Source organism: Kribbella shirazensis, assembly GCF_011761605.1.
Taxonomy (GTDB): Bacteria; Actinomycetota; Actinomycetes; order Propionibacteriales; family Kribbellaceae; genus Kribbella; species Kribbella shirazensis.
In genome coordinates, this window is sequence record NZ_JAASRO010000001.1 from 1 (window position 1) to 24,735 (window position 24,735).

21 protein-coding genes are annotated in these 24,735 nt (G+C 68.5%); 7 read left to right on the forward strand and 14 right to left on the reverse strand.

The annotated features are described in order from the left end of the window. From BJY22_RS00005 to BJY22_RS00020, 4 genes are all read right to left on the reverse strand, one after another. Positions 1-797 (reverse strand): carbohydrate ABC transporter permease (locus BJY22_RS00005; RefSeq protein ID WP_167203125.1); only part of this gene is annotated, 797 nt, incomplete at its 3' end. Continuing rightward, positions 794-1,612 carry a carbohydrate ABC transporter permease gene (locus tag BJY22_RS00010; RefSeq protein ID WP_337757873.1) on the reverse strand — a complete coding sequence of 273 codons (819 nt, stop codon included), beginning with the start codon at positions 1,610-1,612 and terminating at the stop codon, positions 794-796. The genes BJY22_RS00005 and BJY22_RS00010, both read right to left, overlap by 4 nt. 55 nt (positions 1,613-1,667) lie before the next feature. After that, a complete protein-coding gene (locus BJY22_RS00015; RefSeq protein ID WP_167203127.1) occupies positions 1,668-3,029 on the reverse strand; it encodes an extracellular solute-binding protein in 1,362 nt (453 codons plus the stop codon). Positions 3,030-3,053: 24 nt separating this feature from the next. Continuing rightward, complete coding sequence (locus BJY22_RS00020) at positions 3,054-4,172, reverse strand: carbohydrate kinase family protein (RefSeq protein WP_238350251.1); 1,119 nt, start codon at positions 4,170-4,172, stop codon at positions 3,054-3,056. A 103-nt stretch (positions 4,173-4,275) separates the two neighbouring features. On the opposite strand from BJY22_RS00020, the gene BJY22_RS00025 reads away from it, so the two are divergent. After that, a complete protein-coding gene (locus tag BJY22_RS00025; protein WP_167203129.1) occupies positions 4,276-5,043 on the forward strand; it encodes a DeoR family transcriptional regulator in 768 nt (255 codons plus the stop codon). After that, entirely contained in the window at positions 5,040-6,377 is a 1,338-nt protein-coding gene (locus BJY22_RS00030; protein WP_167203130.1) for a 6-phospho-beta-glucosidase, read from the forward strand. Before BJY22_RS00025 ends, BJY22_RS00030 begins: the two co-directional genes overlap by 4 nt. Positions 6,378-6,383: 6 nt before the next feature. Here BJY22_RS00030 and BJY22_RS00035 read toward each other — a convergent pair whose 3' ends face one another. Genes BJY22_RS00035 through BJY22_RS00055 form a run of 5 tightly spaced genes read right to left on the reverse strand, consistent with a single transcriptional unit; the run spans position 6,384 to position 11,981 of the window. Continuing rightward, the gene (locus BJY22_RS00035) at positions 6,384-8,054 is read right to left on the reverse strand and encodes an ABC transporter substrate-binding protein (protein ID WP_167203131.1); all 1,671 of its coding nucleotides are present in this window, start codon (positions 8,052-8,054) and stop codon (positions 6,384-6,386) included. Beyond that, positions 8,051-9,070: an ABC transporter ATP-binding protein gene (locus BJY22_RS00040; RefSeq protein WP_167203132.1), complete on the reverse strand. Its 1,020-nt coding sequence runs from the start codon at positions 9,068-9,070 to the stop codon at positions 8,051-8,053. Before BJY22_RS00040 ends, BJY22_RS00035 begins: the two co-directional genes overlap by 4 nt. Continuing rightward, positions 9,067-10,050, reverse strand: a complete 984-nt coding sequence (locus tag BJY22_RS00045) for an ABC transporter ATP-binding protein (RefSeq protein ID WP_167203133.1) — start codon at positions 10,048-10,050, stop codon at positions 9,067-9,069. Before BJY22_RS00045 ends, BJY22_RS00040 begins: the two co-directional genes overlap by 4 nt. After that, positions 10,047-10,955, reverse strand: coding sequence for an ABC transporter permease (locus BJY22_RS00050; protein ID WP_167203134.1), 909 nt, complete (start codon positions 10,953-10,955; stop codon positions 10,047-10,049). Before BJY22_RS00050 ends, BJY22_RS00045 begins: the two co-directional genes overlap by 4 nt. A 3-nt stretch (positions 10,956-10,958) precedes the next feature. Further along, positions 10,959-11,981 carry an ABC transporter permease gene (locus tag BJY22_RS00055; RefSeq protein ID WP_202890927.1) on the reverse strand — a complete coding sequence of 341 codons (1,023 nt, stop codon included), beginning with the start codon at positions 11,979-11,981 and terminating at the stop codon, positions 10,959-10,961. 204 nt (positions 11,982-12,185) lie between these two features. Between BJY22_RS00055 and BJY22_RS00060 the strand changes: the two genes are divergently transcribed. Continuing rightward, the gene (locus tag BJY22_RS00060) at positions 12,186-12,449 is read left to right on the forward strand and encodes a UTRA domain-containing protein (protein WP_167203135.1); all 264 of its coding nucleotides are present in this window, start codon (positions 12,186-12,188) and stop codon (positions 12,447-12,449) included. Positions 12,450-12,452: 3 nt separating this feature from the next. Here BJY22_RS00060 and BJY22_RS00065 read toward each other — a convergent pair whose 3' ends face one another. Continuing rightward, positions 12,453-13,238: an alpha/beta fold hydrolase gene (locus BJY22_RS00065; RefSeq protein ID WP_167203136.1), complete on the reverse strand. Its 786-nt coding sequence runs from the start codon at positions 13,236-13,238 to the stop codon at positions 12,453-12,455. Between the two features lie 52 nt (positions 13,239-13,290). Beyond that, positions 13,291-14,448 (reverse strand): MFS transporter, encoded by a 1,158-nt coding sequence (locus BJY22_RS00070; protein WP_167203137.1) that lies wholly within the window; start codon positions 14,446-14,448, stop codon positions 13,291-13,293. Between the two features lie 77 nt (positions 14,449-14,525). Here BJY22_RS00070 and BJY22_RS00075 point away from each other — a divergent pair, with 77 nt between their 5' ends. The 3 genes from BJY22_RS00075 (at position 14,526) to BJY22_RS00085 (ending at position 16,401) form a co-directional block, all read left to right on the forward strand. Next, positions 14,526-15,368 carry a helix-turn-helix domain-containing protein gene (locus BJY22_RS00075; RefSeq protein WP_167203138.1) on the forward strand — a complete coding sequence of 281 codons (843 nt, stop codon included), beginning with the start codon at positions 14,526-14,528 and terminating at the stop codon, positions 15,366-15,368. Then, positions 15,365-15,757, forward strand: coding sequence for a hypothetical protein (locus BJY22_RS00080; protein ID WP_167203139.1), 393 nt, complete (start codon positions 15,365-15,367; stop codon positions 15,755-15,757). Before BJY22_RS00075 ends, BJY22_RS00080 begins: the two co-directional genes overlap by 4 nt. A 71-nt stretch (positions 15,758-15,828) precedes the next feature. After that, the gene (locus BJY22_RS00085) at positions 15,829-16,401 is read left to right on the forward strand and encodes a hypothetical protein (protein ID WP_167203140.1); all 573 of its coding nucleotides are present in this window, start codon (positions 15,829-15,831) and stop codon (positions 16,399-16,401) included. A 22-nt stretch (positions 16,402-16,423) separates the two neighbouring features. Here the strand turns inward: BJY22_RS00085 and BJY22_RS00090 are convergent, their stop codons facing one another. Both BJY22_RS00090 and BJY22_RS00095 read right to left on the reverse strand, forming a co-directional pair. Next, a complete protein-coding gene (locus BJY22_RS00090; protein ID WP_167203141.1) occupies positions 16,424-17,023 on the reverse strand; it encodes a hypothetical protein in 600 nt (199 codons plus the stop codon). 125 nt (positions 17,024-17,148) lie between these two features. After that, positions 17,149-17,529, reverse strand: coding sequence for a DoxX family protein (locus BJY22_RS00095; protein ID WP_167203142.1), 381 nt, complete (start codon positions 17,527-17,529; stop codon positions 17,149-17,151). 79 nt (positions 17,530-17,608) lie between these two features. Here BJY22_RS00095 and BJY22_RS00100 point away from each other — a divergent pair, with 79 nt between their 5' ends. Next, the gene (locus tag BJY22_RS00100; protein WP_167203143.1) at positions 17,609-18,490 is read left to right on the forward strand and encodes a sigma-70 family RNA polymerase sigma factor; all 882 of its coding nucleotides are present in this window, start codon (positions 17,609-17,611) and stop codon (positions 18,488-18,490) included. A 51-nt stretch (positions 18,491-18,541) separates the two neighbouring features. Here BJY22_RS00100 and BJY22_RS00105 read toward each other — a convergent pair whose 3' ends face one another. Continuing rightward, entirely contained in the window at positions 18,542-24,670 is a 6,129-nt protein-coding gene (locus BJY22_RS00105) for a carboxypeptidase regulatory-like domain-containing protein (RefSeq protein WP_202890928.1), read from the reverse strand. Positions 24,671-24,735 lie beyond the last annotated feature (65 nt).

Sequence of the window (24,735 nt, forward strand, 5' to 3'; positions counted from 1 at the left end):
TCCCTGACTGCGCCCTCGAGCATGCCCGCGATGAAGTGGCGCTGCAGGAAGAGGTAAAGGACCACGACCGGGGTCGCGACGATCACCGCGCCGGCGGCCAGCAGCGTGAAGCCCTGGCTGTACTGCCCCTGGAAGAAGGCCAGGCCGAGCGGTGCGGTCCGGAGGTTCTCGTCGGTGACCATCACCAGCGGGATCAGGAACTCGTTCCAGGTCCACATGAAGACCAGGACGGTCATCGTGACGATCGCCGGGCGGGCCAGCGGTACCAGGACCTGCCAGAGGATCCGCCGGGTGGACGCGCCGTCCAGCCGGGCCGCCTCGACGAGGTCCCGGCCGCCGGCCCGGAAGTAGGTCCGCATCCAGAACGTGCCGAAGGCAACGGACTGGGCGACCTGGGGCAGCGCGACGGCCCAGAAGGTATCGGTGAGGCCGAGCGTGCGCAGATCGAAGTACAGCGGTACGACGATCGCCTCGCTGGGCATCATGATGCCCAGCAGGAACAGGTAGAACAGGACGCCCGACCCGCGGAACTTCATCGTGCCGAAGGCGAAGCCTGTCAGGATGGACAGCAGCACGCTGACGATCACGACCGACACCGAGACCGCGATGCTCATCCGCAGGTAGGTGCCGAAGTGACCGACCTTCCAGGCCTCGGCGAAGTTCCCGAAGCCGGAGGTGTCACCGGCGTCCGCGGGGCCGAACGCGGACTGCAGAACGGTCAGGATCGGCGCCAGCGCGAACGCCGCGAACGCCAGCAGGACGACGTAGTTCGCCGCCTTCTCGGAGCGAGAGATCATCGAGCCGCCTCCCGGTCGGCGATCCGGTTGATGACCAGCGAGATCAGCAGGATCAGGACCGTCAGCGTGACGCCGACGGCGGCGGCCGAGCCGACCCGGCCGAGCTCGAACGCGCGGTGGTACACCTCGTACGACGGCACGGACGTCGAGTTGCCCGGACCGCCGCTGGTCGTCACATACACCAGGTCGAACGTCCGCAGCGCCGCGATCACGGTCAGCGTCAGCGCGACCGCGATCTCGCCACGGACCGACGGCAGCGTCACCGCGAAGAACTCCTGCACCGGCCCGGCGCCGTCGAGTCGCGCCGCCTCGTACAGGCTGCCGCTGATCCGGCTCATCCCGGCCAGCAGCAACACGGTCACCAGCCCGGTCTCGAACCACGTTCCGATGAAGCCGACCGCCGGCAGCGCCAGCGCGTAGTCGCCGAGCCAGCCCCGCGCGAGCGAGCCGAGCCCGATCGCGCGGAGCAGGTCGTTGATGGTGCCGTCCGGTGCGTACATCCGCCGCCAGGCGACCGCGACGACAACCATCGCGACCACCTGGGGCAGAAACACGACCGTCCGGAAGAACGCCAGTCCGCGGACCTTCGCCCGATTGAGCACCGACGCCAGGACCAGCCCGACGCAGACCGGGATCACCGCGAAGAACAGCATCAGCACGAGCGCGTGCCCGAACGCGGACCGCAGGCCGACGTCGCTGACGATCTCCTGGTAGTTGGCGACCCCGACCCACGTGCCGAGGGTCAGCCCGTCCCAGTCGTAGAAGGACAGCTGGACCGACCGGAGCAGCGGGTAGAGCAGGAAAGCGGCGTACACCGCGAATCCGGGAAGCAGGTACAGGTAGGCGATCCGTCGCGGTTCGCCTGGTGGGCTATCCGTTGGCTTCGGCGAACGCACCATAGTCCTTTTCGAGACGGTCGGCGAACTGCTCCGGCTTGGCCTTGCCGGCCAGCAGGTCCTGCAGGGCCGCGCCGATCGTGTCCGGCATCGTCGGTGTCGCGTAGTCCAGGTACGGCAGCAGCCCGTCGGACTCGACGACCTTGCCGAACGCGGTGAAGACGTCCTTCTGCAGACCGCCCGAGACCTCCTGCTTGGAGGTGTCGGCCACCGGCAGGTTCCCGGTCTTCGACAGCGTGCCCATGGCGTCCGCGCTGGTGATGAAGTTCAGGTACGCCGCCGCGGCCTCGGGGTGCTTGCTCTTAGCCGTGATCGCGAACGGCAGCCCGGTACCGCCCGTGGCGACCGGCTTGGCGTCGGCCGACGTACCCGGCGGGAGCATGAAGCCGACGTCGTCGCCCATCGCCTTGCCCAGGTCGGCCTGCAACCAGGTGCCAGCGATCAGGTACGTCCCCTTGCCCTTGGCAAACGACTGCCAGGCCGGGTCGTAGTCCTGGCCGTTGAAACCGTCGTTGAAGTAGCCCTTGCCGACCCAGTCGGTGAGAGTCTGCGCCGCCTTCAGGTTCTCCTCGGTCTTCCAGGACGCGCCCTTCCGTCCGAAGCCGAGCTGCTTGATCGTGTCCGGCGCGGCGGTCCGGCCCTGGACCGTGCCGAACACGTGGATGGCCGGCCACTTCTCCAGGTTGCCGAGCACCAGCGGCGCGTCACCCTTGGACTTCAGCGTGGCGAGCGAGGACTGGAACTCGTCCCAGGTGGCCGGCGGTTGCAGGCCCGCGGCGGCGAGCTTCTTCTTGCTGTAGAAGATCCCGACGACCTCGCCGACCTGCGGCATCCCGTACAGGTTGCCCTGGCCGAACGTCTTTCCGTCCGGGGTGTACTGCGAGTACTGCCGGACCGACTGCGGGTACCGCTTGTCCCACCCGTACGCCTTCAGGTACGGGTCGAGCGGGACCAGCTGGTTCGCCTTGACGAACTCGCCCATGTCCGACCGGCCGTTGTTCGCCTGCACGACGTCGGGCGGCTCGTTGCCGCTGAGTGCCAGCCGCAGCGTGGTCTTCAGGTCGTCGAACGACCGCGAGACCCGCTTGAGCTTGATGTTCGGGTACTTCGCCTGGAACGCGGCGTTCAGCTCCTTCATCTGTGCGTCCTGGCCGCCGCGCACCTCCTGGTCCCACACGAGCAGCGTGACGTCGCCCATCTTCGCGGGGTCGGTCTGCACCGACGACGGGTTGGCCTGCGACGGTGGCGCCGAGGTGTTCGATCCAGGTGCGCAGGCGGTCGCCAGGCCGAGCAGGCCGACGGCCGCTGCGACCCCGAACCGGGAAATGCGTGACATGGGGTTCTCCCTCCGACCTGACGGTCAGTTGATGGTGACGTCGGCGTTGCGGGCGATGGTCGCCACGGCCCGGCGTACGGCGCCGACCGGCACACTCGGGACGATCTCGTCCAGGAACTCGTACCTGCGCCGCAGCGATCGGGTGTAGCTGCTCTGGTCGTCGTTCTTGCGCAGGTCGTGCCACCAGTCGACGATGTCGCCCCATCCGGGTGCGGCGAGCGAACCGCCGAACTGCTGGACGGCGAGGGCCGAGCACAGCGTAGCGAAGGCCAGCCGGTCGGCGAGCGCCCAACCGGCCAGGGTGCCGAGGACCAGGCCGGCGCCGAACACGTCGCCGGCGCCGGTCGGGTCCAGCGCGGGCACGCGCAGTGCCGGGATGCGCGCCTCCTCACCGGTGCGCGCATCGATGCCCATGGCACCTTCCGCGCCGTTCGTGACGACCGCGAGCGGCACCCGGTCGGCCAGCGCGTAGAGCGCGTCCTGCGGCGACTCGGTCCGGGTGTAGGCCATCGCCTCGACCGCGTTCGGCAGGAAGGCGTCGCAGTGCGCGAGCTGGTCCAGGACCTCCGACGACCACTTCCCGGTCGGGTCCCAGCCGACGTCGGCGAACACCAGTCCGCCGTCGTCGCGGGCCAGGTCGACCCAGGTGACGCGATCCGGGTCGCCGAGCCCTTCGATGTCGCCGAGGTCGACGATCACCGCACGGGTCCGCGGCGGCCGTCCGATCATCTCGGTGGCGGGCACCGGCGACGGGTGCCCGTGGGTCACCATGCTGCGATCGCCGTCGTACGCGACCGACATCGTCACCGGCGAGTGCCAGTTCTCGAAGCGCCGGGACCGGCTGAGGTCGACATGCTCCTGCTCGGCCAGCGTGCTCCAGCAGAAGTCGGCGTAGTTGTCGTCGCCGAACGCGGCCGCGAGCGACGTCCGCAGGCCGAGCCGGCTGGCCGCGATGGCCAGGTTGGCGGTGCCGCCCGGCGACGACCCCATTCCCTGCGCCCAGACCTCCGTACCTCCGGTCGGGCGCTCGGCGAGGTCGGTGAAGATGATGTCGAGGAAGACCGTGCCCCAGAGGAAGACGTCGAAGTCGGGTGTCCCCGGGCCGCGCAGACCGGCGAGCGGGTCGTAGGGCGTATCAGGCATGACGGTCATCTTGCTCCTGACAAACTGCCCTGACAAGCATTTATGAGCAAAAAGATGCAATCTATGCGTACTTTTGAGCAGATTTGCCTGCTATGGTCGACCCGTGCGACACCAGCGGCAACTCGAGATCGTGCAGCGGCTGCGGTCCGACGGCGCCACCTCGGTGGAGGAGCTGGCCCGCCTGCTCGGCGTCAGCTCGGCGACGATCCGGCGCGACCTGCAGCACCTCGACGAGGCCGGCCAGATCACCCGCGTGCACGGCGGCGCGATCGTCCCGGCCGGCGACAGTGAGGACGCCGACCGGGAGCGCCCGTTCGCCTCCGTGGCCGCCGACGCGACCCCGGAGAAGCGGCAGATCGCCCGGCGGGCGGCGACCCTGGTCCAGGACGGCGACGTGGTCCTGCTCGACGTCGGGACGACCACCCAGTTGCTCGCCGACGAACTGCGCGGCCGCCAGGTCACCGTGATGACGACCAGCCTCGCGGTCCTCGACGTACTGCGTGACGACCCGGTGGTGGAGCTGATCCTGCTCGGCGGCTGGGTCCGGCGGGCCTACCACTCGCTGGTCGGGGTCCTGACCGAGGACGCGTTGCGCCAGATCCACGCGGATGTGGCGTTCCTCGGCGCGAGCGGCGTACGGCGGGACGGATTCGTCCTCGACACGACCACGGTCGAGGTACCGGTGAAACGGGCGATGATCGCGGCGTCCGACAAGACCGTGCTGCTCGCCGACCGGAACAAGTTCCCGGGCAGCGGCAAGCTCAAGGTCTGCGGTGCCGCCGACCTCAACGTACTCGTCACGAACTCCGGGGCCGACCCCGACACACTCCAGATCTGCAACGACAACGGCGTGGAGGTAATCACCACATGAAGCTGGCCATCCTCGGCGGAGGAGGTTTCCGGGTTCCGCTCGTGTACGGCGCGGTCATGCGGGACCGGGACAGCCGCCGGGTCGACCAGGTGTGCCTGTACGACGTCGACCCCGGCCGGCTGGAGGCGATCGGACAGGTACTGCGGCAGCTCGCCGCGGAGCAGCCGGACGCGCCGAAGATCGAGGTGACCACCGAGCTCGACGTCGCCCTCGACGGCGCGGACTTCGTCTTCTCCGCGATCCGGGTGGGCGGCCTCGAGGGCCGGACCGCGGACGAACGCGTCGCCCTCGACCTCGGACTGCTCGGTCAGGAGACCACCGGCCCCGGCGGGCTCGCCTACGGACTGCGGACGGTGCCTGCCGCCGTCCGCGTCGCCGAGCGGGTCGCCGCGATCTGCCCGCAGGCGTGGGTCATCAACTTCACCAACCCGGCCGGCATGATCACCGAGGCGATGCAGGCCGTGCTCGGCAACCGGGTGATCGGGATCTGCGACTCCCCGATCGGCCTCGGCCGCCGCGCCGCCCGCGCCCTCGGCCACGACCCGGACCGGGCCTCCCTCGGGTACGTCGGCCTCAACCACCTCGGCTGGCTCAACGAGCTCGGGTACGACGGCCGCGACGTACTCCAGGACCTGATCGCGAACGAGCAGCTCCTGGGCACGATCGAGGAAGGCCGGCTGTTCGGCGCCGAGTGGATCCAGACCCTGGGCTGCATCCCGAACGAGTACTTGTACTACTACTACTTCACCCGGGACGCAGTCGCTTCGATCCGTGGCGGCGCCGAGACCCGCGGCGAGTTCCTGCTCGACCAGCAGCGCGCCTTCTACGACGCGGTCGCCGCGGACCCCGACTCTGCCCTAAGCCGCTGGCGCCAGGTCCGCGAGCAGCGCGACTCGACGTACATGCAGGAGACCCGGGGCGCGGCCGAGGCCCGCGACGAGGCTGATGTGGCGGGCGGCGGCTACGAAGGCGTCGCGGTCGCGATCATGGCGGCGATCGCCCGCAACGAGCGCAGCACCATGATCCTCAACGTCCGCAACGGCTCCGCAGTCCCCGGCCTCCCCGCCGACGCCGTGGTCGAGGTCCCCTGCACAGTAGATGCCGACGGCCCCCATCCGCTCGCCACGACACCACTGGCCGGTCACCAGCTAGGCCTGGTACAGCAGGTGAAGGCCGTCGAGCAGCTCACGATCGCAGCCGCTCGCGACCACTCACCCAAGCTGGCTCTCCAAGCCCTGGCCCTCCACCCGCTGGTCGACTCGGTCACGACGGCCCGAACCCTCCTGACCAACTACCGATCCCGCCATCCAGACCTCGCGAACCTCCTCAGCTAGCCCGGCTCACTTGGCGGGTGTGAGGTTCTGGATGGTGAGGATGGTCTCCGGGCCCAGGACCGAGTGCGGGACGTACTCCGCGTTCGCCGGGTCCGGCCAGCCGGTCCACCGGGTGGAGTTGACCTCGATGAACCAGGCCGCGGTGAACAGGGGCGCGAAGGGCGCGTTGTCGACGACGATCTTCTGCAGCGCGGCGGCGTACTCCTTCTGCTTCGCCTCGTCGTTGGTGACGCGCCACTTCGCCAGCAGGTCGTCGGTGGTCTTGTCCTGCCAGCGGGTGTAGTTCGTCGACGCCTCCTGGCCGAGCGGCGCGGTGTTGGCGCTGTTCAGTACGCCGTCGTACCCGGCCCACGGCGTGTTGCCGCCGGCCTGCCAGTCGAGCGCGATGTTGTAGTCGCCCTTGGCCATCTGTCCCCAGAGCTGGTCCTCCGGAGTCGGCACGACCTTGACGTTGAGGCCCAGCCCGGTCCGCCACTGCTCGGCGAGACCGAGGCCCCAGGCGCTCCAGTTGGAGTACTCGACGACGGGCTTCATCGTCAGCGGGTACGCCTTCCCGCCCTTCGACAGGTTGCCGTTGGCATCGAGCTTGTACGACGCCTTCGCCAGCTCGGCCTTCGCCGCGGCGAGGTCCTGGGTGTGTGGCTTGTCCTTGTACTCCGGCGCGAGCAGATCGCCGTACACCTTCGCGTCGTACCCGGTCGCGTTCGTCGGGCTCTGACCGGTCACGTTGAGCTTGAGCAGCTTCTCCGGGTCGATCGCGGCGTACAGGGCTCGCCGGACGTGGACGTCGTCGAGCGGCGGCTTCGCGGTGTTGAAGTTCAGGCCTTCGTCACCACCGGTCGGATAGGTCCAGTAGTGATTGGTCTTCGGGTTCTTCGCGACGTACTGCTTGTCGGCGTCCTGCCAGGACATCGTGCTCCAGTCGAGCTGCCCGTTCAGCATCATCGCCTTGCCCACCTGCGGGTCGGCGAACGGCTTGATGTTGATGTGCTTGACGCCCTTGGCCTTCCCGCCCCAGTAGTCGTCACGCCAGTCGAAGGTGATCTGCTGGGGCGAGAACTTCGCCAGCTTGGCCGGACCGGTGCCGACCGGTTCGGGGTTGGTCCAGGTCTCCAGGTTCTGCTTGGACCAGATGTGCTCGGGGACGATCCGCTCGTCGCCGTACGACGCGAGCTTCTGGTACGCGACGTCGTCGTAGCCGACCACGACCGTGTGGTCGTCAGGAGTCGTGATGGTCTTGAAGCCGAGCGAGTTCTGGGTCAGCTTCGGATTCGACGTCGGCGCCTCGAAGGTGAACTTCACGTCCTTGGCGGTGAACGGCGTACCGTCGGACCACTTGACGTCCTTGCGCAGCTTGAAGGTCAGCGTCTTGCCGTCCGCGCTCCACTCGAACGACTCCGCCAGCCACGGCTCGGGCTTCTTCGCGGCCAGGTGGTTGATCCGGATCAACGGTTCGTACAACAGGTTGGTGGCCGGGCTCTTCTTGTCCGCGGGCGAGAACCGGTTCCAGTTCTTCACGAACGTCGGCGCCGCGGCGGAGGCGGTCATGTTGAGGGTGTCCACCGTCGCCTTGCCGCCGGTGGAGCTGCTGCTGCCAGTTCCCTTGTCGGTGCTGCACCCGACGGCCGCCGCGAGGGTGACCGCCGCGGCGACCGCGACGAGTTTGCGATGCATCATGTGTTTCCTTCCAGGACGTGGCCCCTGTCCTTCTGATGCAGCCAGCAGTGCGCCCACTGACCGTCAGGGAACTCGGTGCGTTCGGGGAATGTCTGCCGGCACTCGTCCATCGCGAACGGGCACCGGGGGTGGAACTGACAGCCACTCGGCGGATCGACCAGGTTGGGTGGTTCGCCGAGGTCCCCGGCGACATCGAACAGACCGGCGTCGCCGGATCGCAGGGACCGGCCCGGGTCGGGCGAGGAGTCCAGCAGCAGCTTCGTGTACGGGTGTTTGGGCGACTGGATCACAGACTCCCGCGGACCCCCTTCGACCATCTGGCCGGCGTACATCACCTGGATCGTGTCGCAGAGGTAGCGTGCGCTCGCGATGTCGTGCGTGATGTAGAGCAGCGCGAGGCCCTCTTCGTCGCGGAGCTTCGCGAGCAGGTTCAGGATGTCGAGCCGGATGGAGACGTCCAGCATCGAGATCGGCTCGTCACCGAGCAGCACACTCGGCCGGACCGCGAGCGCCCGGGCGATGACGATCCGCTGGCGCTGACCTCCGGACAGCTCGTGCGGGAACTTGTCGATGAACTGCTCGACAGGTGTCAGATTCACCTTGCGCAGCAGCTCGAGTGTCTGTTCCTCCAGCTCCTTGCCGCGCAGGCCGCGCTGGTGGATCCGCAGCGCCCGGCCGAGGGTGTACCGCACCTTGTGGAGCGGGTTCAGCGAGGCGAACGGGTCCTGGAAGATCAACTGGACCTGGCGGAAGTACGAGCGTTCGGCGTTCCGGGCGTGCGACACCTCCGCGCCGTTGAGGCGGATGGTCCCGGCCGTCTGCGGGTAGGCGAGCGCCAGCATCCGGGCCACCGTGGTCTTGCCCGAACCACTCTCGCCGACGAGCGCGACGATGCTGCCCTTGTGCAGCGTGACGTTCGCGTTCTGCACGGCCTTGACCGTCGTACCGCGGGAGCCGCGGCCGTGCACCGGGAACTCCTTGCTCAGATTGGTTGCCTCCAGCACCGGAGCGCTCATGGGGTCTCCTCGTACAACAAGCAGGCGACATCGTTGCGGCCGACCTGCCGGAGCAACGGGATCCGCTGGTCACAGGCGTCGAGCCGGTCCGCGCAGCGGGGGTGGAACGCGCAGCCGGGCGGCGGCGTCCGCAGGTCCGGCGGCGAACCGGGGATGCCTTGCATCGTGACGAGTTCGCCGTGCAGCGGTGGGAACGAGTCGCGGAGACCGCGGGTGTACGGGTGTTTCGGGGCGGTGTAGATCTCCCTGGCGGAGCCGAGCTCGACGATCCGGCCGCCGTACATGATCGCGATCTGGTCCGCCAGCTCGAGCAGCAGCGACAGGTCGTGCGTGACGAAGACGACCGCGAACCCCAACTGGTCCTGGAGTTTCAGCAGTTGGGCGAGGATCTGCCGTTGCATGACGACGTCCACCGCGGTCGTCGGCTCGTCCATCACGATCAGGTCCGGATCACAGGCCAGCGCGAGGGCGATCAGGGACCGCTGCCGCATGCCGCCGGAGAGTTCGTGTGGGTACGAGCGCAGCCGCTCGGGCCCGATTCCGACCATCGCGACGAGTTCCTCGGCTCTGTCCCAGGCCTGCCGTCGCGTCAGTTGCGAGTCGTGGCAGCGCAGTACGTCCTCGAACTGGTCGCCCAGCCGCATCACCGGGTTCAAGCAGTCCATCGCGCTCTGCAGGACGATGGCGAGCTCCGACCAGCGGTACGCGCGCAGCCGGCGTTCCGAGAGGGTCAGGAGATCGACCTTGTCGCCGTCGACCGGGTGGTACACGAGGCGTCCGGCGGACGTCACCGCCGGCGGCCGCTGCAGCCTCGTCAGCGCGGTGATCAGGGTCGACTTGCCCGAGCCGGACTCGCCCGCGACTCCCAGGATCTGACCGCGGTGCAACGTGAACGACACGTCGGCGCAGGCTTTCACCGACCCTTCCTGGGACAGGTATTCGACGGTGAGGCCGTCCACCTCCAGCAGGACCTCGCTCATCGGGCCACCTCCGGTTGCACTGTCCGAGCGGCGCGGCGGAAGCGCTTCATCAGCTTGCGGTTCGCGGCGGACAGTCGTGGATTGCTGATCTCGTCGATGCCGAAGTTGACCAGCGCGGTCGCGGTGCCGAGCAGGGCGATGCACAGGCCCGGTGGCACGAACCACCACCACAGACCGTTGAGGATGGCGCTTTGTCCCTGCGCCTCGGCGATGATCGTGCCCCAGCTGACGCTGCCGGTGGTGCCGATCCCGAGGAAGCTCAGCGCCGCCTCCGCGAACACCCCGGCGACACAGGCGCGCAGGAACATCGCCGACACGATGCCGGTCATATGGGGCATCACCTCGGCGAACACCAGCCGCGTCTTGGACTCGCCCAGCATCCGCATCGCGACGGTGAAGTCCCGGCCGCGCAGCGACATGGTCTGCGACCGCAAAGTCCGGGCGCCACCCGGCCATTCGAACGCCGCGATGATGAGCGCGATCACCCACCACGCCGCACCCTGCACGTAACCCGCGATGATCAACGTCAGCGCGAAGCTCGGCAGGGTGAGGAACAGATTGGTGAACGCCGTCAGCCCGTGATCGAGCTTGCCGCCCAGGAACCCGCTGGGTACGCCGACCAGCGCGGCGATCACGGTCGCGAGCACTGCGCTCGTGATGCCCACGAAGACGGAGCCACGCGCGCCGACGATCACCTGTGCGAGGACGTCCGAACCGGGCAGCGTCGTACCGAGGAGATGGTCCGAGCTCGGTGGCTGACCGAGGGCGTCGTAGTCGATCGCGCGGGGCGTGGTGCCCAGGACCGCCGACACGAACCACGGGCCGAGCAGCGCGAGCAGCAGGAAGGCGGCGAAGACGGCGAGTCCGATGCGGACCTTGGAGTTGCGCAGGAATCCGTACAGCATGGGTCAGCCCTCGTCCCTGGTCCGCGGATCGAGCAGGACGTAGATCGAGTCGGCGATCAGGTTCGCGATCAGCACCGTGAGCGTGATCAGCAGGAAGATCGTCTGCATCACCGGGAAGTCGTGGTCGACAGTTGCCCGGTACAACCGGTGACCGAGACCTGGGTAGGTGAACACGACTTCGGTCAGCAGGACGCCGCCGAGGATCCCTCCGATCGCCAGGGCGAGTCCGGTGACGTTGGGCAGCAGCGCGTTGCGGGCGGCGTACTTGAACAACACCCGCCAGGTCGGCAGCCCTTTCGCCTTCGCCAGCAGCACGTAGTCCTCGCTGACGGTCGTCACCATCACGTTGCGCATGGTGAAGAGCCAGCCGTTGAACCCGATGAAGATCAGGGTCAGCGCCGGCAACGCGCCGTACTCGAGCGTGCTCAGCAGGAACCAGATGTTGTTGATCTGGTACGGCACGTCGGGGTCGTAGGCACCCGACACCGGGAACCAGCCGAGCTTGAAGGCGAACGCCCAGAGCGCGACCAGGGACAGCCAGAACGCCGGAATCGCGTGCAGGAACGTGGTTGTCGGCGCGAAGATCGCGTCGAACCGGCTGCCCGGCTTCCAGCCCATGTACGCACCCAGCGCGGTGCCGATGATCCAGGCGAGGATCGTGGTCGTCCCCACCAGCAGCAGCGTCCACGGCAGGGCCTGCGCGATCAGATCGACGACGGGCGTCGGGTACTCGCTCAGCGAGAGCCCGAAGCGGAAGTGCACGAGATCGTTCAGGTAGTGCAGGTACTGCGCCGGCAGGTTCTCGCGCGCGCCGCCGAAGAACAGGCGCACCGAGCGGACCTGGTCGGGTGTCGGCGCCTGGCCCGTCAACTGCTGGATCCGCCGGAGCATCGTCGCCGCCGGGTCACCCGGCATGAACCGCGGAATCAGGAAGTTGAAGGTCAACGCCGCCCAGAACGTCACCAGGTAGAACCCGAGGCGGCGGCCCAGATAGCGCAGGCTCCCGGCACGGATCCGGGTCCGCAATTGGTCCGGTGCACGCCGCCCGGTTCGCTCCTCGACGGCGGTGGATGACTCGCTGATCAGCCCTCACTCCCCTCGCACTCTGTCACAGGGATCTGATTGGACGTGACCGTATCTGGGCGAAGATGCTTGAACAAGCCCTAATTCAAACATTTTCGAAAACTGAATCGTTCAGGTCTGCGTCGTCGGTAACGCCACCTGAGGGACATGCGCGCTCGCGGCCTGGCTCCGGGCGCCCGGCTCCGGCTCGCGAACTCCCAGACGATGTGCCTGGAGGACGTTTGGCTGGTGGGCGCGCATGCGCCTGATCTGTTGTCAGAGGACCTGGAGGGTTCGCTGTACGACCTGCTGGCGCAGAGGTATCGGATCGTGGTCGACCGGGCGGAGCAGGAGACCCGACCGACGGTGCTCGACGCCGAGCAGGCAGCGCTGCTCGGAGTACCGCCGTACTCGGCCGCGCTCCAGGTGTAACCCTCACCCGGCGCTTTCGAAGAAGGTTCGCACGGCGGCTGCGTAGGCCTCCGGGTCTTGTCGGTGAATCCAGTGGCCGGTGGCGTCGAAGGTCACCAGCTCGGTACCAGGCCGCCGGGCGACCATCTCCGCGGCATGCTCGGGCGGGATCAGGAAGCTGTCCGTTGCGGTGAGCAACAGGATGGGCTGCGGCGCGGCGAGCCAGTCATCCCACCAGATTCCGACGTTTTCCTGCTGCACCGCCATCATGTCGAGCGGATCGAACAACAGCTCCCATTGCCCGTCGGCGCGCTCCACCACACTCTCCAGGAAGTAGTCGGGCGCGGGCGAGGCGGCGAAGAAGTCCTCGGCCGCCAGCCGGTCAGGGAACGTCCGCGGCCAGCCGGTGACGTCGAGCACTGGCTGCGCCACCACCGGCACGTCGGTCACGGCGCCGACGTCCTCGATCACCAGCGCCCGCACCAGTTCCGGGCGGCGAGCGGCCAGCTGGTACGCCGTGACGCCGCCGAGCGAGTGCCCGATCACGAGCGCGGGCTCGAGTCCCAAGGCGGTCACGAATCCGGCCGCGTCGGCGACGAACGCATCCCGCCCGAACTCACCACCCCCGGCCGAGAGCCCGTGACCGCGCAAATCCGGGGCGATCAGCCGGTACTCCGGGCGGAGCCGGTCGGCGACGGCGGCGAACGTCGTACCGCGCCCGAAGGTGCCGTGCAGGGCGAGCACCGGCGTACCGACTCCCCCGGCGTCCTCGTAGTGGACGGTTCTGTTGTTCACGGCAAGCACTGGCATGTCTCCAGCTTCGTGGACGGTCCGGCGGCCTGGGTACACCGCTCAGGGACAGTCAGCCGATTGTCGCCAGCAAAGCACTGACGAGCACCGCCGCGCAGGCAATCACCAGACTGGTCCGTACGCCGCTCAACGCCCCCGAGCTGAGCAACGCCCCGAACAGCCCAGCCGCGGCACCGCTCCCGACCTGCCGGGCCGCGTTGAGGACACCGGCACCGAATCCCGCGCGAGGGCCGGGTACGCCGGTCAGCATCATGGTCGTCATCGCAGGTGCGGCCAGCCCGGCGCCGATGCCGATCGGAAGCAGCCACGCGATCAACGCACTCACGGCCTCGGGGGTCGTGCACAGGCCGGCGAGCCCGATCAGCATCAGCATCTGACCGGCAACCAGCACGCGTATAACGCCGTACCGGTTGGTGAGCGGGCCGGCGAGAAGGTTGGCCGGAATGATGAGCAGCGTCATCGGGACAAACACGAGTCCGGTGGTCCACGGGGAGTGGCCGAGGTGGTCCTGGAGGAAGAGGGTCAGCACGAAGATCGCGCCGTACGAGGAGAAGTTCACCGCGAAACCGGTGACGGCGCTGATCCCGGCCGCGCGGCGGTCGACAGGTGGACCGCTGTGCTCTGGCTGCGGCCGGCTGTGGTGGTTCGGGGCCGCGAAGGCAGCGAGGAGGGTGACGAGGCCTACGACGGCGTTCGCCCAGAAGGTCGCTCGCCATCCGAAAGCGGTGGTGAGCGCGCCACCGGCAGGCGATCCGACCACCAGTGCGACCGCGCCCGCCGCCGACCACCGGCCGATGGCTGACGACCGGCGTTCCGGGTCAGGTACGGCGGCGGTGAGGAGCGCTAGTCCGGCCGGCAGTACTGCGGCAGCCGCCGCTCCCTGGACGGCGCGCGCCGCGAGCAGCATGGTGAGTGTGCCTGCGATCGCGCAGACGACCGACGTACCGGCGAACACCAGCATGCCCGTGATGAACGCACGGCGCGCACCGATTCGGTCTGACAGGACGCCGGCGGGCAGCAGGCACGCCGCGAGTGCCAGGGAGTACCCCGTCAGGACCCACGCCAGTGCGGATCCGCCGCCGAGTTCGCGGCCGATCACCGGCAGCGCGGTGGTGACCATCGAGGCGTTGAGCGTGATCAGGAAGAAGGACAGCGCGGCGGCGCCGACGGCGAGCACCGAGGCGGAAAACGAGTCGGTTCGGGCGATCATGCCTACTACCGTGGTCATCCGCGGCGGCCGGACGAAAGGTTGCCGGGTGCACCTGTCAGGGACAGCCAGGAGGGACGATGTCGCGGTACGCCGACCGATCACGCGAACTCGGCGCGTTCGTTCGTGAACGCCGCAACCGGTTGACGCCGGCCGCGGTAGGGCTCCCGGCCGGAGTACCTCGCCGTACGCCGGGCCTGCGGCGGGAGGAGGTCGCCGAACTGGCCGGACTCAGCGTCGGCTACTACACGCGGTTGGAGCAGGGACACGCCGCTCACCCGTCTGGAAGCGTGTTGTCGGCCCTGGCCCGCACGTTCCACCTCTCCTCGGACGAGGAGCGCCACCTCCGCGCCCTCGCCGGCGAAGACGTCAGCCGGCCCGGAGGAGTTGCTGCGCCGGAGCGACCATCACCCTCGGGCCTGCGCCTGATGAGCCTGGTCGTCCCGGGTACCGCGGCCGTCGTACTCGGCCGAACCGGTGACGTCCTCGCGTGGAACGACCCGGCCAGGATGCTGTTTCCCGGCCGTCTCCCGGAGCCTGGCACGGATCCTGGACCGGCCTCCAACAACGTGCGGTACGTCTTCCAATGCCCCGAGGCCCGCTCGCTGTTCGTCGACTGGGCCGCCGTCGCCGACGACACCGTGGCCCATCTCCGTTCGGCCGCGGGTCACCTCGTCGATGACCCAGCCGTCCGCGCCCTGGTTCAGGAGCTCATCGCCACCTCCCCCGACTTCGCCACCCGCTGGACCCGTCGCGACGTCCGCGAACGCGTCACCGGCGAGAAACGCCTGAACCACCCGACGCTCGGCCGCATCACCGTCACCTACGACGTGACCGCCCTCCTGGACACGCCCGCCCAGTGGCTCGTCATCTACTCCCTCCCCAAGGCGACCCGCGCTCGCGACGCTATGGTCGGGACATGACACAGCCGAACGCGGATGCCGGCCAGGGGCAACAACCACCAATCGCCGGCGCCCACGGCCACTACCCCGCCGGCCCAATCGCACCGGGCCAGCAGCATCCGTACGGCGCTCAGCAGAACCATTTCCAGCCAGGCATCCCCGTCACCCCTCCCCGCAAACGGCGGGGTAGCACGGCCGTCGCCGCCGGGGTGATCCTGCTCGCGGTGGCGCTGGTCGTCCTGGTCCTCCCCTTCGGCCTGTTCATCCTGGGAGGCGGCGGAGACACCGAGAAGTTCGGCGAGATGCAGAACCGCTTCATGATCGCCAGCGCGGCCTTCGCCCTGCTAGGCCTCGCTGTGCTGACATTCGGCGTAGCCGCCGCCGTGGCATCCCGCCGCCACCGCTCGTAGATCGGCTGTATCACCGGGCCGCCGTACACGCTCCGATCTGAAAAGGACCGGATCGGACCCCGGAGGCTTCAATGGCGCTGATCGAACTCACTGCAGATGACCTGTGCGCGATGGTCAGCTCCCCGTTCCCGTGTGAGGAGGGGACGATCATCGACCCGGTCGCGGTCGCGCACTTCCTGGGGCTGGTCGAGACCGGCGCTTCCGAGTCAGGCAACGCAACCGCCGACACCGGGTTCGCGGTCGACAGGAAGGCCGATCCGCGGCTGGCCGTGGTCTCCCTGGCCTGTTCGATGGAGGCGAGCCAGGCCGTCACTCGAGCACGATCCGAGACCGGCGCCGATCGCGTCGCCGTCCAGCAGTCGCTCGACGAATTCGTCGACGGCGTGATCGCGAGCCCGCCGGTCCTGAGCACGGTGATCCCGCCACCCGGCACGGTAGTCGTGATCGGGACGGTGATCGTCACGATCCCGACTCCCCCGCCGGTCCCGCCGCACTGGGAAGCAGGCGAACAGCTCGCGCGCACCGACCTGTTGGCCCTGGCCGTCCGATTCCATTCGGCGTCGAAGATGCCCGGCATCGGCCAAACCGCCGACGACCTGGCAACAGCAGCCACCCGCCTGATCGAAGCCGCAATCATCCGCTAGCAACCCGTCGATCCAGCTCGCGTCAGCCCTGTGGAATCGGGGCCAGGTTCGCGTGCCGGACCTTGTAGTTCCCCTTGGTCACTGGGGCGAACGGGGCCGGCGCCATGCACGTACCGACCGGCGATTCCTCCCACTCGTTCGTCGCGTTCTGCGTGAGATTGACGACTGTCCACGACAGACCGATCCGGTCGTGCCGGCCGTTGTCCTGGACGCTGAAGCCGAGCCGCTTGCCGACCCAGTCCTTCACGATCTCATCCGCCCTGGTGATCTTCGCGGTGAGCGTGGCAACCCCGGGCGCGGTGACCAGGCAGTCCACTGTCCCCTCGGCACGGAACGTCGTCTTCGTCGCGGCAACGTAGTGCGAGATCTTGACGGTGCCGCGCGCATCGGTCGGCAACCCCGTCGGCACACCGGGGAACGGCCGGGAGTACGGCGCCGCGGTGGCATCGAAGTCGACGTGCCGAACATCGTCATCGGGGTAGAACGGCAGCATGAAGTCAGCCGAACCGGAAACACTCGCAACCTTCGGCTTGACCGGCCCGGCCTGCGCAGTAGCGGAAACAGCGACAACAGCAACCAGGGCGGCAGCAGCCAGCCCAGCGATCTTTCGGTTCATGTTCATGCCCCGATCCTCCAGAACCAGCCACACCAATTCCTCCCCCGCCAGAGTGGACCCCATCCCCCGGAGGTACCGATCGCCCCAGGCCGCCAAGCCGAGCCTCGAGGCCGGGCGGGAGTAACGCGCGGTCAGCTGAAGGATTCGGGGCCGAAACGGGCGATGGCGACGAAGAGGGTGAGGGTGAGGTACACGACGTTCAGGGCGGCGTGCGCGCGTTCGCCGCGGCGGGAAGTGACGATCGCGGCGCCGACCATGATCGTCGCCAGTCCGGCGGCGGCCAGGGGTGCCAGGACCGGGACGATGTCGAGGGCGGCCGGTACGATCAGGCCGATGGCGCCCAGGATCTCGAGGGTTCCTAGTGCCTTGACGAAGCCGGGGCTGAACTGGTTCACCCAGCCCGCACCATGAGCCTTGGCCAGCTTCTCGTAGGGGATGAACAGCTTGTTGGCACCCGCAAAGGCAAAGACGGCGGCCAGCAGGCCGGCGACGATCCACAGAGCGAGGTTCATGAGTTTCTCCTTGTCGGTTACCTCGGCCCTTCCGGGCCCGTCATCACCCATGACGGGCCTTGTCGGCAGGAGGTAACAGATGACCGGATCGGACCGGGAGAACGCCGTCGCGGAAGCGTTCATGGCGGAGCGCGAGCGGCTGGTGGCCATGGCGTACCGGATGCTCGGCTCGCGGGCGGACGCCGAGGACGCCGTACAGGAGGCCTGGCTGCGGCTGGCGCGCCAGGATCCGTCCTCGATCGACAACCTGTCCGGCTGGCTGACCACCGTGGTCGGCCGGGTGTGCATCGACACGATGCGCTCACGCAAGGCCCGGCCGGTGGCAGCACAGGACGACGGGATACCCGAGTACTTCGTGACCGAGGACACACTCTCGGCGCCCGAGGACGACGCGCTGCTTGCGGATTCGGTCGGGTTGGCGCTGCTCGTCGTACTCGACAGCCTGGGCCCCGCCGAGCGACTGGCCCTCGTGCTGCACGACATGTTCGCGGTGCCGTTCGAGGAGATCGGTCAGATCCTCGGCAAGTCCACCGACGCCACCAAGATGCTCGCCAGCCGCGCGCGCCGGAAGGTGCAGGGCACACCCCGCCCGGACGGCGAGCGGCAGCAGCAGCGAGAGGTGCTCAACGCGTTTCTCGCGGCGGCGCGTGAAGGAGACTTCGAAGGACTACTACGGGTACTCGACCCGCAGGTGAAGTGGCGCACCCACACCGCGCACGGCGTGGTCGTCAAGCTCGGAGCGACCGAGGTGGCCGCAAAGGCCCAACGCGGCGCCTACGCGAAGGCGACCGCGTATCCAGTCCTCCTCAACGGCGAGCCCGGAATCGTCGCCTGGACTGCGAGCGGCAACCCCCTGGGCGTCCTGGCGTGCACGGTCGTCGACGGCCGGATCGTCGAGATCACCTCACTCCGCGACCCACGCCAGCTCGCCACGATGAACCTCCCCGGCCGCCCCGACTGAACCCGTACCAGAGGCGGCCCCGTCACCCTGGAAGGTGACGGGGCCGTCGCTTCAGAAGTGCGGGTCTTCCAGGACTTTCAGCGTGCTGAGCATCGGGTCACGTTCGCCGACGTTGCCGATCACTTTCACTGTCAGGTCCCCGCCGGTGTGCTTGACCGTGGCGGTGTGTTTGTCGGCGGCGAGCCGGCCGGCGTCGGCCTGTACGTCGTGGTCGTAGAGCACCACGTTGTCGCCGACCAGGACGTCGAACGTGCGCGCTCCAGGCGTCACGCGATCGATCTCGGCGAACCCGAGCTCGATGACGTACGTGCCGGCGGGCGCGTTCTTGAACACGTACGAGAACGTCTTACCGGTCCGCTGCGTGCGGAACAGCTCGTCGTCCGCAGTACCCGCGATGTCCGCGGTCGTGGCCTTTGCGGTGCCGCCGATGTGACCCCACGAGCCGCCGGACAGCGCCTTGTCCGCAGACCAGGCGAACCCGGTGGAGTCGGTGGACGCCTTGCCGCCGACGTCGACCCCGACCCAGTAGGCCGAGGCGGCCAGGGTGGCGGGCAGGACCTGAGCCGGGTTGCGCCCGTCGTTCGACGAGATCAGGACGTCGCCGACGATCAACCCCGGATCGACGCCTGCCGTGTCGACCGTCGCGGTGACGGTGGTCGACTCGCCGACCGCGAGCTCGGTCGGGGCACCGGCCGCATCGCCGGTCAGGGTGAGCCATGGCAGGTCGGCCACCTCGCCGCCGTCGCGCACCCGTTCGGCGACCGACACCGTCAGCGGCGCCGAGCCCGTGTTGGTGACGGTCAGGTTCGTCTTCGCCGACTGGTTCGGACCGAGGTGCCAGTCCAGCTTCCCGCCGGAGACCTTCGCGACACCGGTGGCGAGCCCCACATCGCGCTTCAGTGCCTGCCCGCGCTCGGTGATCTTCACCGTGCCCGTGTCAGTGGCATAGTTCGGCGCCGAAACGCTCACCGTGTGCTCGCCGAGCAACATCTGGGCCTTCCAGAGTCCCTTCTCGTTGGCTGTGACCGTGCGGGTACCGCCATCGGGTGCGGTGAGGGTGACGGCCGCGCCGGCGATCGGCTTGCCGTCGTTGGTGTCGGTGACGACGCCCTCGAGCGTGCCGGACGCCGGCAGGGTGTACTCCAGGCTCAGACCTGCAGTCAGCGAAGGCGTGTTGTACGAGTGGACCAACGCGGGCGCACCGTTCATGCCCTCGATGCCGATCGTTGCCGACGACCCCTTGGTCAGCGGGTTCTCGCCACCGATCCCGTCGCCGTACCCGATCTGGATGCGCCCGTCCTCGACCAGGGTGACCGAGAAGCTGACCCGCTGATCGGGCGCATCCCGCAGTACGGCGTCGCGGTACTCGATGATCTGCGCGGCGAACCCGTCCACCTCGGTGACGCCGATGTAGATGCCCGCCGCCTCGTCGACGGTCAGGTAGTCCCAGAACGGGTAGATGGCATCGGCTCCCCGACCGCTCGTCGGAAGGTTGGTGTTCGTGGCGCTGGTCGGGTTGCGGTCGAACGTCAGCATGCCTGTCGGCGACACGCACACCCCGTCCCAGGTCGTGTCGTAGAAGGGAAAGTCGAACCCGAACCAGAGCACGCCGCACAGGAAGGTTCCGGTCCAGGGCGTCCGCGTGGTGCCCTGGCGGTACAGCCCGGTTGTTACCGCCGGCGTGTAGGAGCGCCCGGCCGGCGCGACCTGAACCTCGGGGTCCTCGGCGACGGGATCCTCCGGACCCGGCGGCGCCTCGGCTCCGCGCGGATCAAGAGTCACGCGCAACGAGGCGATGCTCGGCGCCCGCTGTCCCCAGGCACCCTTGAGCTCGACCGTCAGCGGTCCACCGGCATGCTCGACCACGGTCGTGTGCACATCCGAGGTCATCGCTCCGACCGCGCCGGCCATGTCATAGGCGTACTGCGTGACTCTTCCGCCCACGAGTACGTCGAAGACACGCTTGCCGGGCTTCACGTTCTCGATCTCCGCGAAGCCCAGATCGACGAGATAACTGCCCTTCGGCGCATTGTCGAACACGTAGGTGAGGTCCTGGCCCGGCGTCGTGCGCTGGGACTGGAACAGTGCGTCGTTGACAGTTCCCTGTACGTCGGCCCCGCTGGTGGTCGTCCTGCTCCTGCCCTGGTAACCCCACGAGCCCTTGCGGAACGGCTGGTCCTTGGACCAGGTGAAGCCCGCGTCATCGGTGAACGATGCACCGCCGGCGTTCACGCCGACCTGGTATTCCGTCGTCGTGAGCGTGACCGGGACATAGGTCTTGGATTGCCGGCCGCTGTCGGACTTCACCAGGATGTTGGCGCCGGCAACTCCCGGTTTCACACCGTCGGTGGACAGCGAAACCTTGACCGTCGTCGACTCCCCCGGAGCGAGCGTGCCGGCGGTCGTCGACAACGACAACCAGGGAAGGTCGGTGACCAGGTCGTCCTCGACGTCGACCAGGAGGACCTTGTCCGCGATCTGGTCGGTGGCCCACAGCGCGCCGGTGACGTCGGTGGCGAGGCCGCCACCCTGGTTGGCCTTCGGCTCCGGGAACCACCACGCCTTGACGAGCGAGCAGTCGTCCGGCCTGACCTGCAGCAGGCGACTCTTGGAGGTGGACCGGTCGGTGTACCAGATGGTGTCCGAGGCGGCGTTGTAGGCCAGGCCCATCACCTGCGGCTGCGGCGGCGCGCAGTACGACAGCAGCTGGCCGGCATTCGGGTGCGACGTACCAGCGACGGTTCCGATCAGGCCGTTCCTGCGGCCACCGACGTAGTAGACGTCACGGCCGGCGTCGTACGCGAGACCGGTGAGCTGGATCGTGGACCAGTCGCCCTTCACTTCGCGGGTCTTCTTGCCGGTCTCCCGGTCGAAGCAGTGGATGTAGCTCGCAGGGCTGTCCTCCAGCTGGCACATGTCGCCCTTGAGCGAGTCGAACTCCATGTCGAACGCCTTGAAGTCGGGGTTCCAGGAGGCCGCGAACGCCTTTCCGGTGTTGTGTCCGGTCACGGTGAACGCGGTGTTGGTCTCCGCGTCGTAGTCGTGCACCCAGACGTTGCCGTCGTACCCGAGGCCGGTAGGTTCGCCCTCCTTGCCAGGGGTTGGATTGAAGCTGGTGAGCACGTCACCGCCGGACAGCGTGCCAACCTTGATCGCGGAGGCGACGGCCTTGTCGGCGTCGGGGGCGACCGTGTTCCAGCCCTTGAGGTCGATGGAGGTCTTCGCACCCGTGGCGGTGCTCGTGACGACCTTCGGGGTGTTGAGCTCCACGTGCCGCCCGATTTCGCCGAGCTCGAACGACATCGGAGCGGAACCCGAGTTGGTCAGGGTCAACGACCCCACGCCACCCTGGTCGGTTCCCATGACGGCGTCGAGGCCGTCACCCGCCACGTCGGCGATGCTCGTCGCGAGCTCCGCGTCGACCTTGGCCGATGCGTACAACTTGTCGAGCGCGAAGTCGTAGCCCTGGCTCTGGTAGTTCGGCCCCGTGACGAACAGCGTGTAGTCGCCGGTCTTCAGCTGGCGATGGAAGGATCCGGTGGCGTCGGTGGTGAGGTTCTCGACGACGCCGTCGCCGTTCGCGATCGACACCTGCGCACCGGCCACCGGCAACTTGTCGTTCTTGTCGACCACCTTGACGTCCAGGAAGCCGAAGTCCGGCATGTCGTAGGTGACGACCATCCCGTCGTGGAGCGCGGGTGCCTCGTGCGAGAAGTCGATCCCGGTCGTCCCACCCGGGCCCTGGATGCCGGTGATCGCAGTGGAACCGGCACTGATCGGGCCGTCCGAGCCCACGCCGTCTCCGTAACCGACGATGACCGTGCCCGAGCGTGTGAACGTGACGGAGAAGTTGATGCGGGCATGGTCGCCCGAGCCGTCGGGTGCCGTGATGGTGACGTCGCGGTACTCGATCACGAAGGCGTCCTCACCGTCCACCGACGTGGCCGCCGTATAGACGCCGCCCCCGTCGAGGTCCAGCGGACGGCCGGTGTAGAAGGGCAGAACTGCCCGCCCGGCGCCACCCGGTGTCGCCGTCGGGTCGGGCGTGATCAGGCCCCGCAGTCCGACCTTGAGGGTTTCGAACGAGCCGTCATAGAACGCGACCGGGAACGGCAGCGCCACATCGGCCCAGACGCCGCTCGTGAAGTTGACCTTGTCGGTGCCACGCCGGTGGTCGCCCTCGGACACAGCACAGCTGTAGCCACCGCGGTCCACGACGAGCTTCACGGGAACAGTCAGCGACTCCTCACCGTCGACCTTCAGTACTGCGGTGGTCGGCGAGAAGCAGGCGTTCGGCCGCACATCGAGGGTGTAGTCGCCCACTGGTACGTCGGCGATCGCGAACGTGCCGTCGGCGCCGGTACGAACCGCCGGCAGCGGCGTGTCCTTCACCGTGACGTCCGCGTTCGGAACCGGGCCACCGTCCTGCGTGACGATCTTGCCAGTCACGCCGTACTTCGCTGCGGCCGTGAGGACCGCGTTGACAGTCGCGCTGCCTTCGATCGTGATCGTGGTCTTCGTCGTGACCGGCAGGTAGCCGAATGCGCTTGTCGTGACGTCGTACTCGCCCGCGAGGAGTTGCAGGGAGAAGACCCCGTTCGGTCCCGTCGTCGCGGTGCGCGAGTGCGTGCCCTTCGCGCTGATCGTGGCCCCTGCGATCGGAGCTCCGCCGGCGTTCGTCACGGTCCCGGTCAAGGTACCGGCGCCGCCCGCGGCGATCCCGGCGTTGACCAGCGCGAGCGCGTCGAGCTTGCCCTCACCCCAGGTCGGGTTGTCGTCGGCGGTGCCGCCGCAGGTCGTGTCGTCGACGTTGTGCGCCGTCTCGTCGAGCAAGGCCCTGGTGCTCTCGATGTCACCCACCAGCGCGGGAACGGCCGACCACAGCAGCGCGACGGCACCGGTCACGTGCGGCGCCGCCATCGACGTACCGTCCTTGGCGGCGTACGTCCCGTCTCCGAGAGCGGAGCGGACGCTGACACCGGGCGCGGCGACGTTCGGCTTGATCTCGCCGTCCTGGCCCGGGCCGCGGGACGAGAAGCCGGCGATGGTGCCGTCCTCGGCGTAGGCGCCCACCGAGTAGGTGAGGGTCCGGGACCCCGGGGAGCCCGCCGTCTGGCACTGCGGCCCGGCGTTGCCGTTGGACCACACGGAGAAGATGCCCGCGGCATCCCACGCCGCGATGATGTCCTCCATGAACGGCTCGTTGGTCGGGGCGTTCGAGCCCCAGGAGTTGTTGACGATCTGCGGGCGCTTGGCCGGATCAGGGGCGCTGCCGTCGGAGGCCGTTGGCGCGAGCAACCACTGCGCCGAGGCGATCATCGCCGTGTCCGTGCACGAGTCGCAGCCGTTGGCCGCGATCCACTTCGCGCCCGGTGCGACGCCGATCTGGTTGCCCTCGCCGTCGTCGCCGACCATGGTGCCCATCGTGTGCGAACCGTGGCCGTTCCGGTCGCACGGACCGGTGCCGTCGGGGCAGGCGCCGTCGGCGTCGAAGAAGTTGTAGCTGTCGTCGAACGTGCCGGTGGCCGGATCGAACCCGCGATAGGTGTTCCGGAGCGCGGCGTGGTCGCCGTCGACCCCGGTGTCGAGGTTGGCGACGGTGATGCCCTGGCCGGTGACTCCGGTGGCCCAGACGTCGTCCGCGTTGATCTCGCGGAGGCCCCACTCGGGTCCTCCCGCTGCCGCCTTCGGGGCGGTCTCGGCCGGCCCGGCGACGGGTGGCTTGTCCAGCGTGAACTCGGCGGGCTCGTGGATCTCGGTGACCGACGGCTTGCCCGCGAGCGCGGTCGCGAGGTCCGCCGTACCGTCCTCGACCAGGATCGCGTTCGTCACCCAGTACGTCGTGTAGTGGGCGCCCTGCTTCTTCAGCTCGGCGACCACGTCGGACTGGGCCGTCTCGGCCGACTTCCGGAGCGTGTCGTGGACGAACCGGCCGCGGGCGCCCCAGTCCTTGATCTGCTTCGCCTTCGACAGATCGGCCTGGTCGGCGAACCGGATCCAGAAGTCGGATGTGCTGGTGCGCAACGACTGCTGCAGCTTCGGCTCGATCTTCTGCTCGGCGGGCTTCACCGGGTCGGACGTGGCCTGGGTCAAGCTCGTGGTGGCCGACGCCGGTGGCGACGCACCGACACCCACGCCGACGGCCAGGGCCATCGACAGCAAGGCGGGGAGGATTTTCATCCGGGGTCCTTTCGAACACTGCAAGAAGCCCGGCCGACACATGGACGCCAGCGGCCGGGGACGGG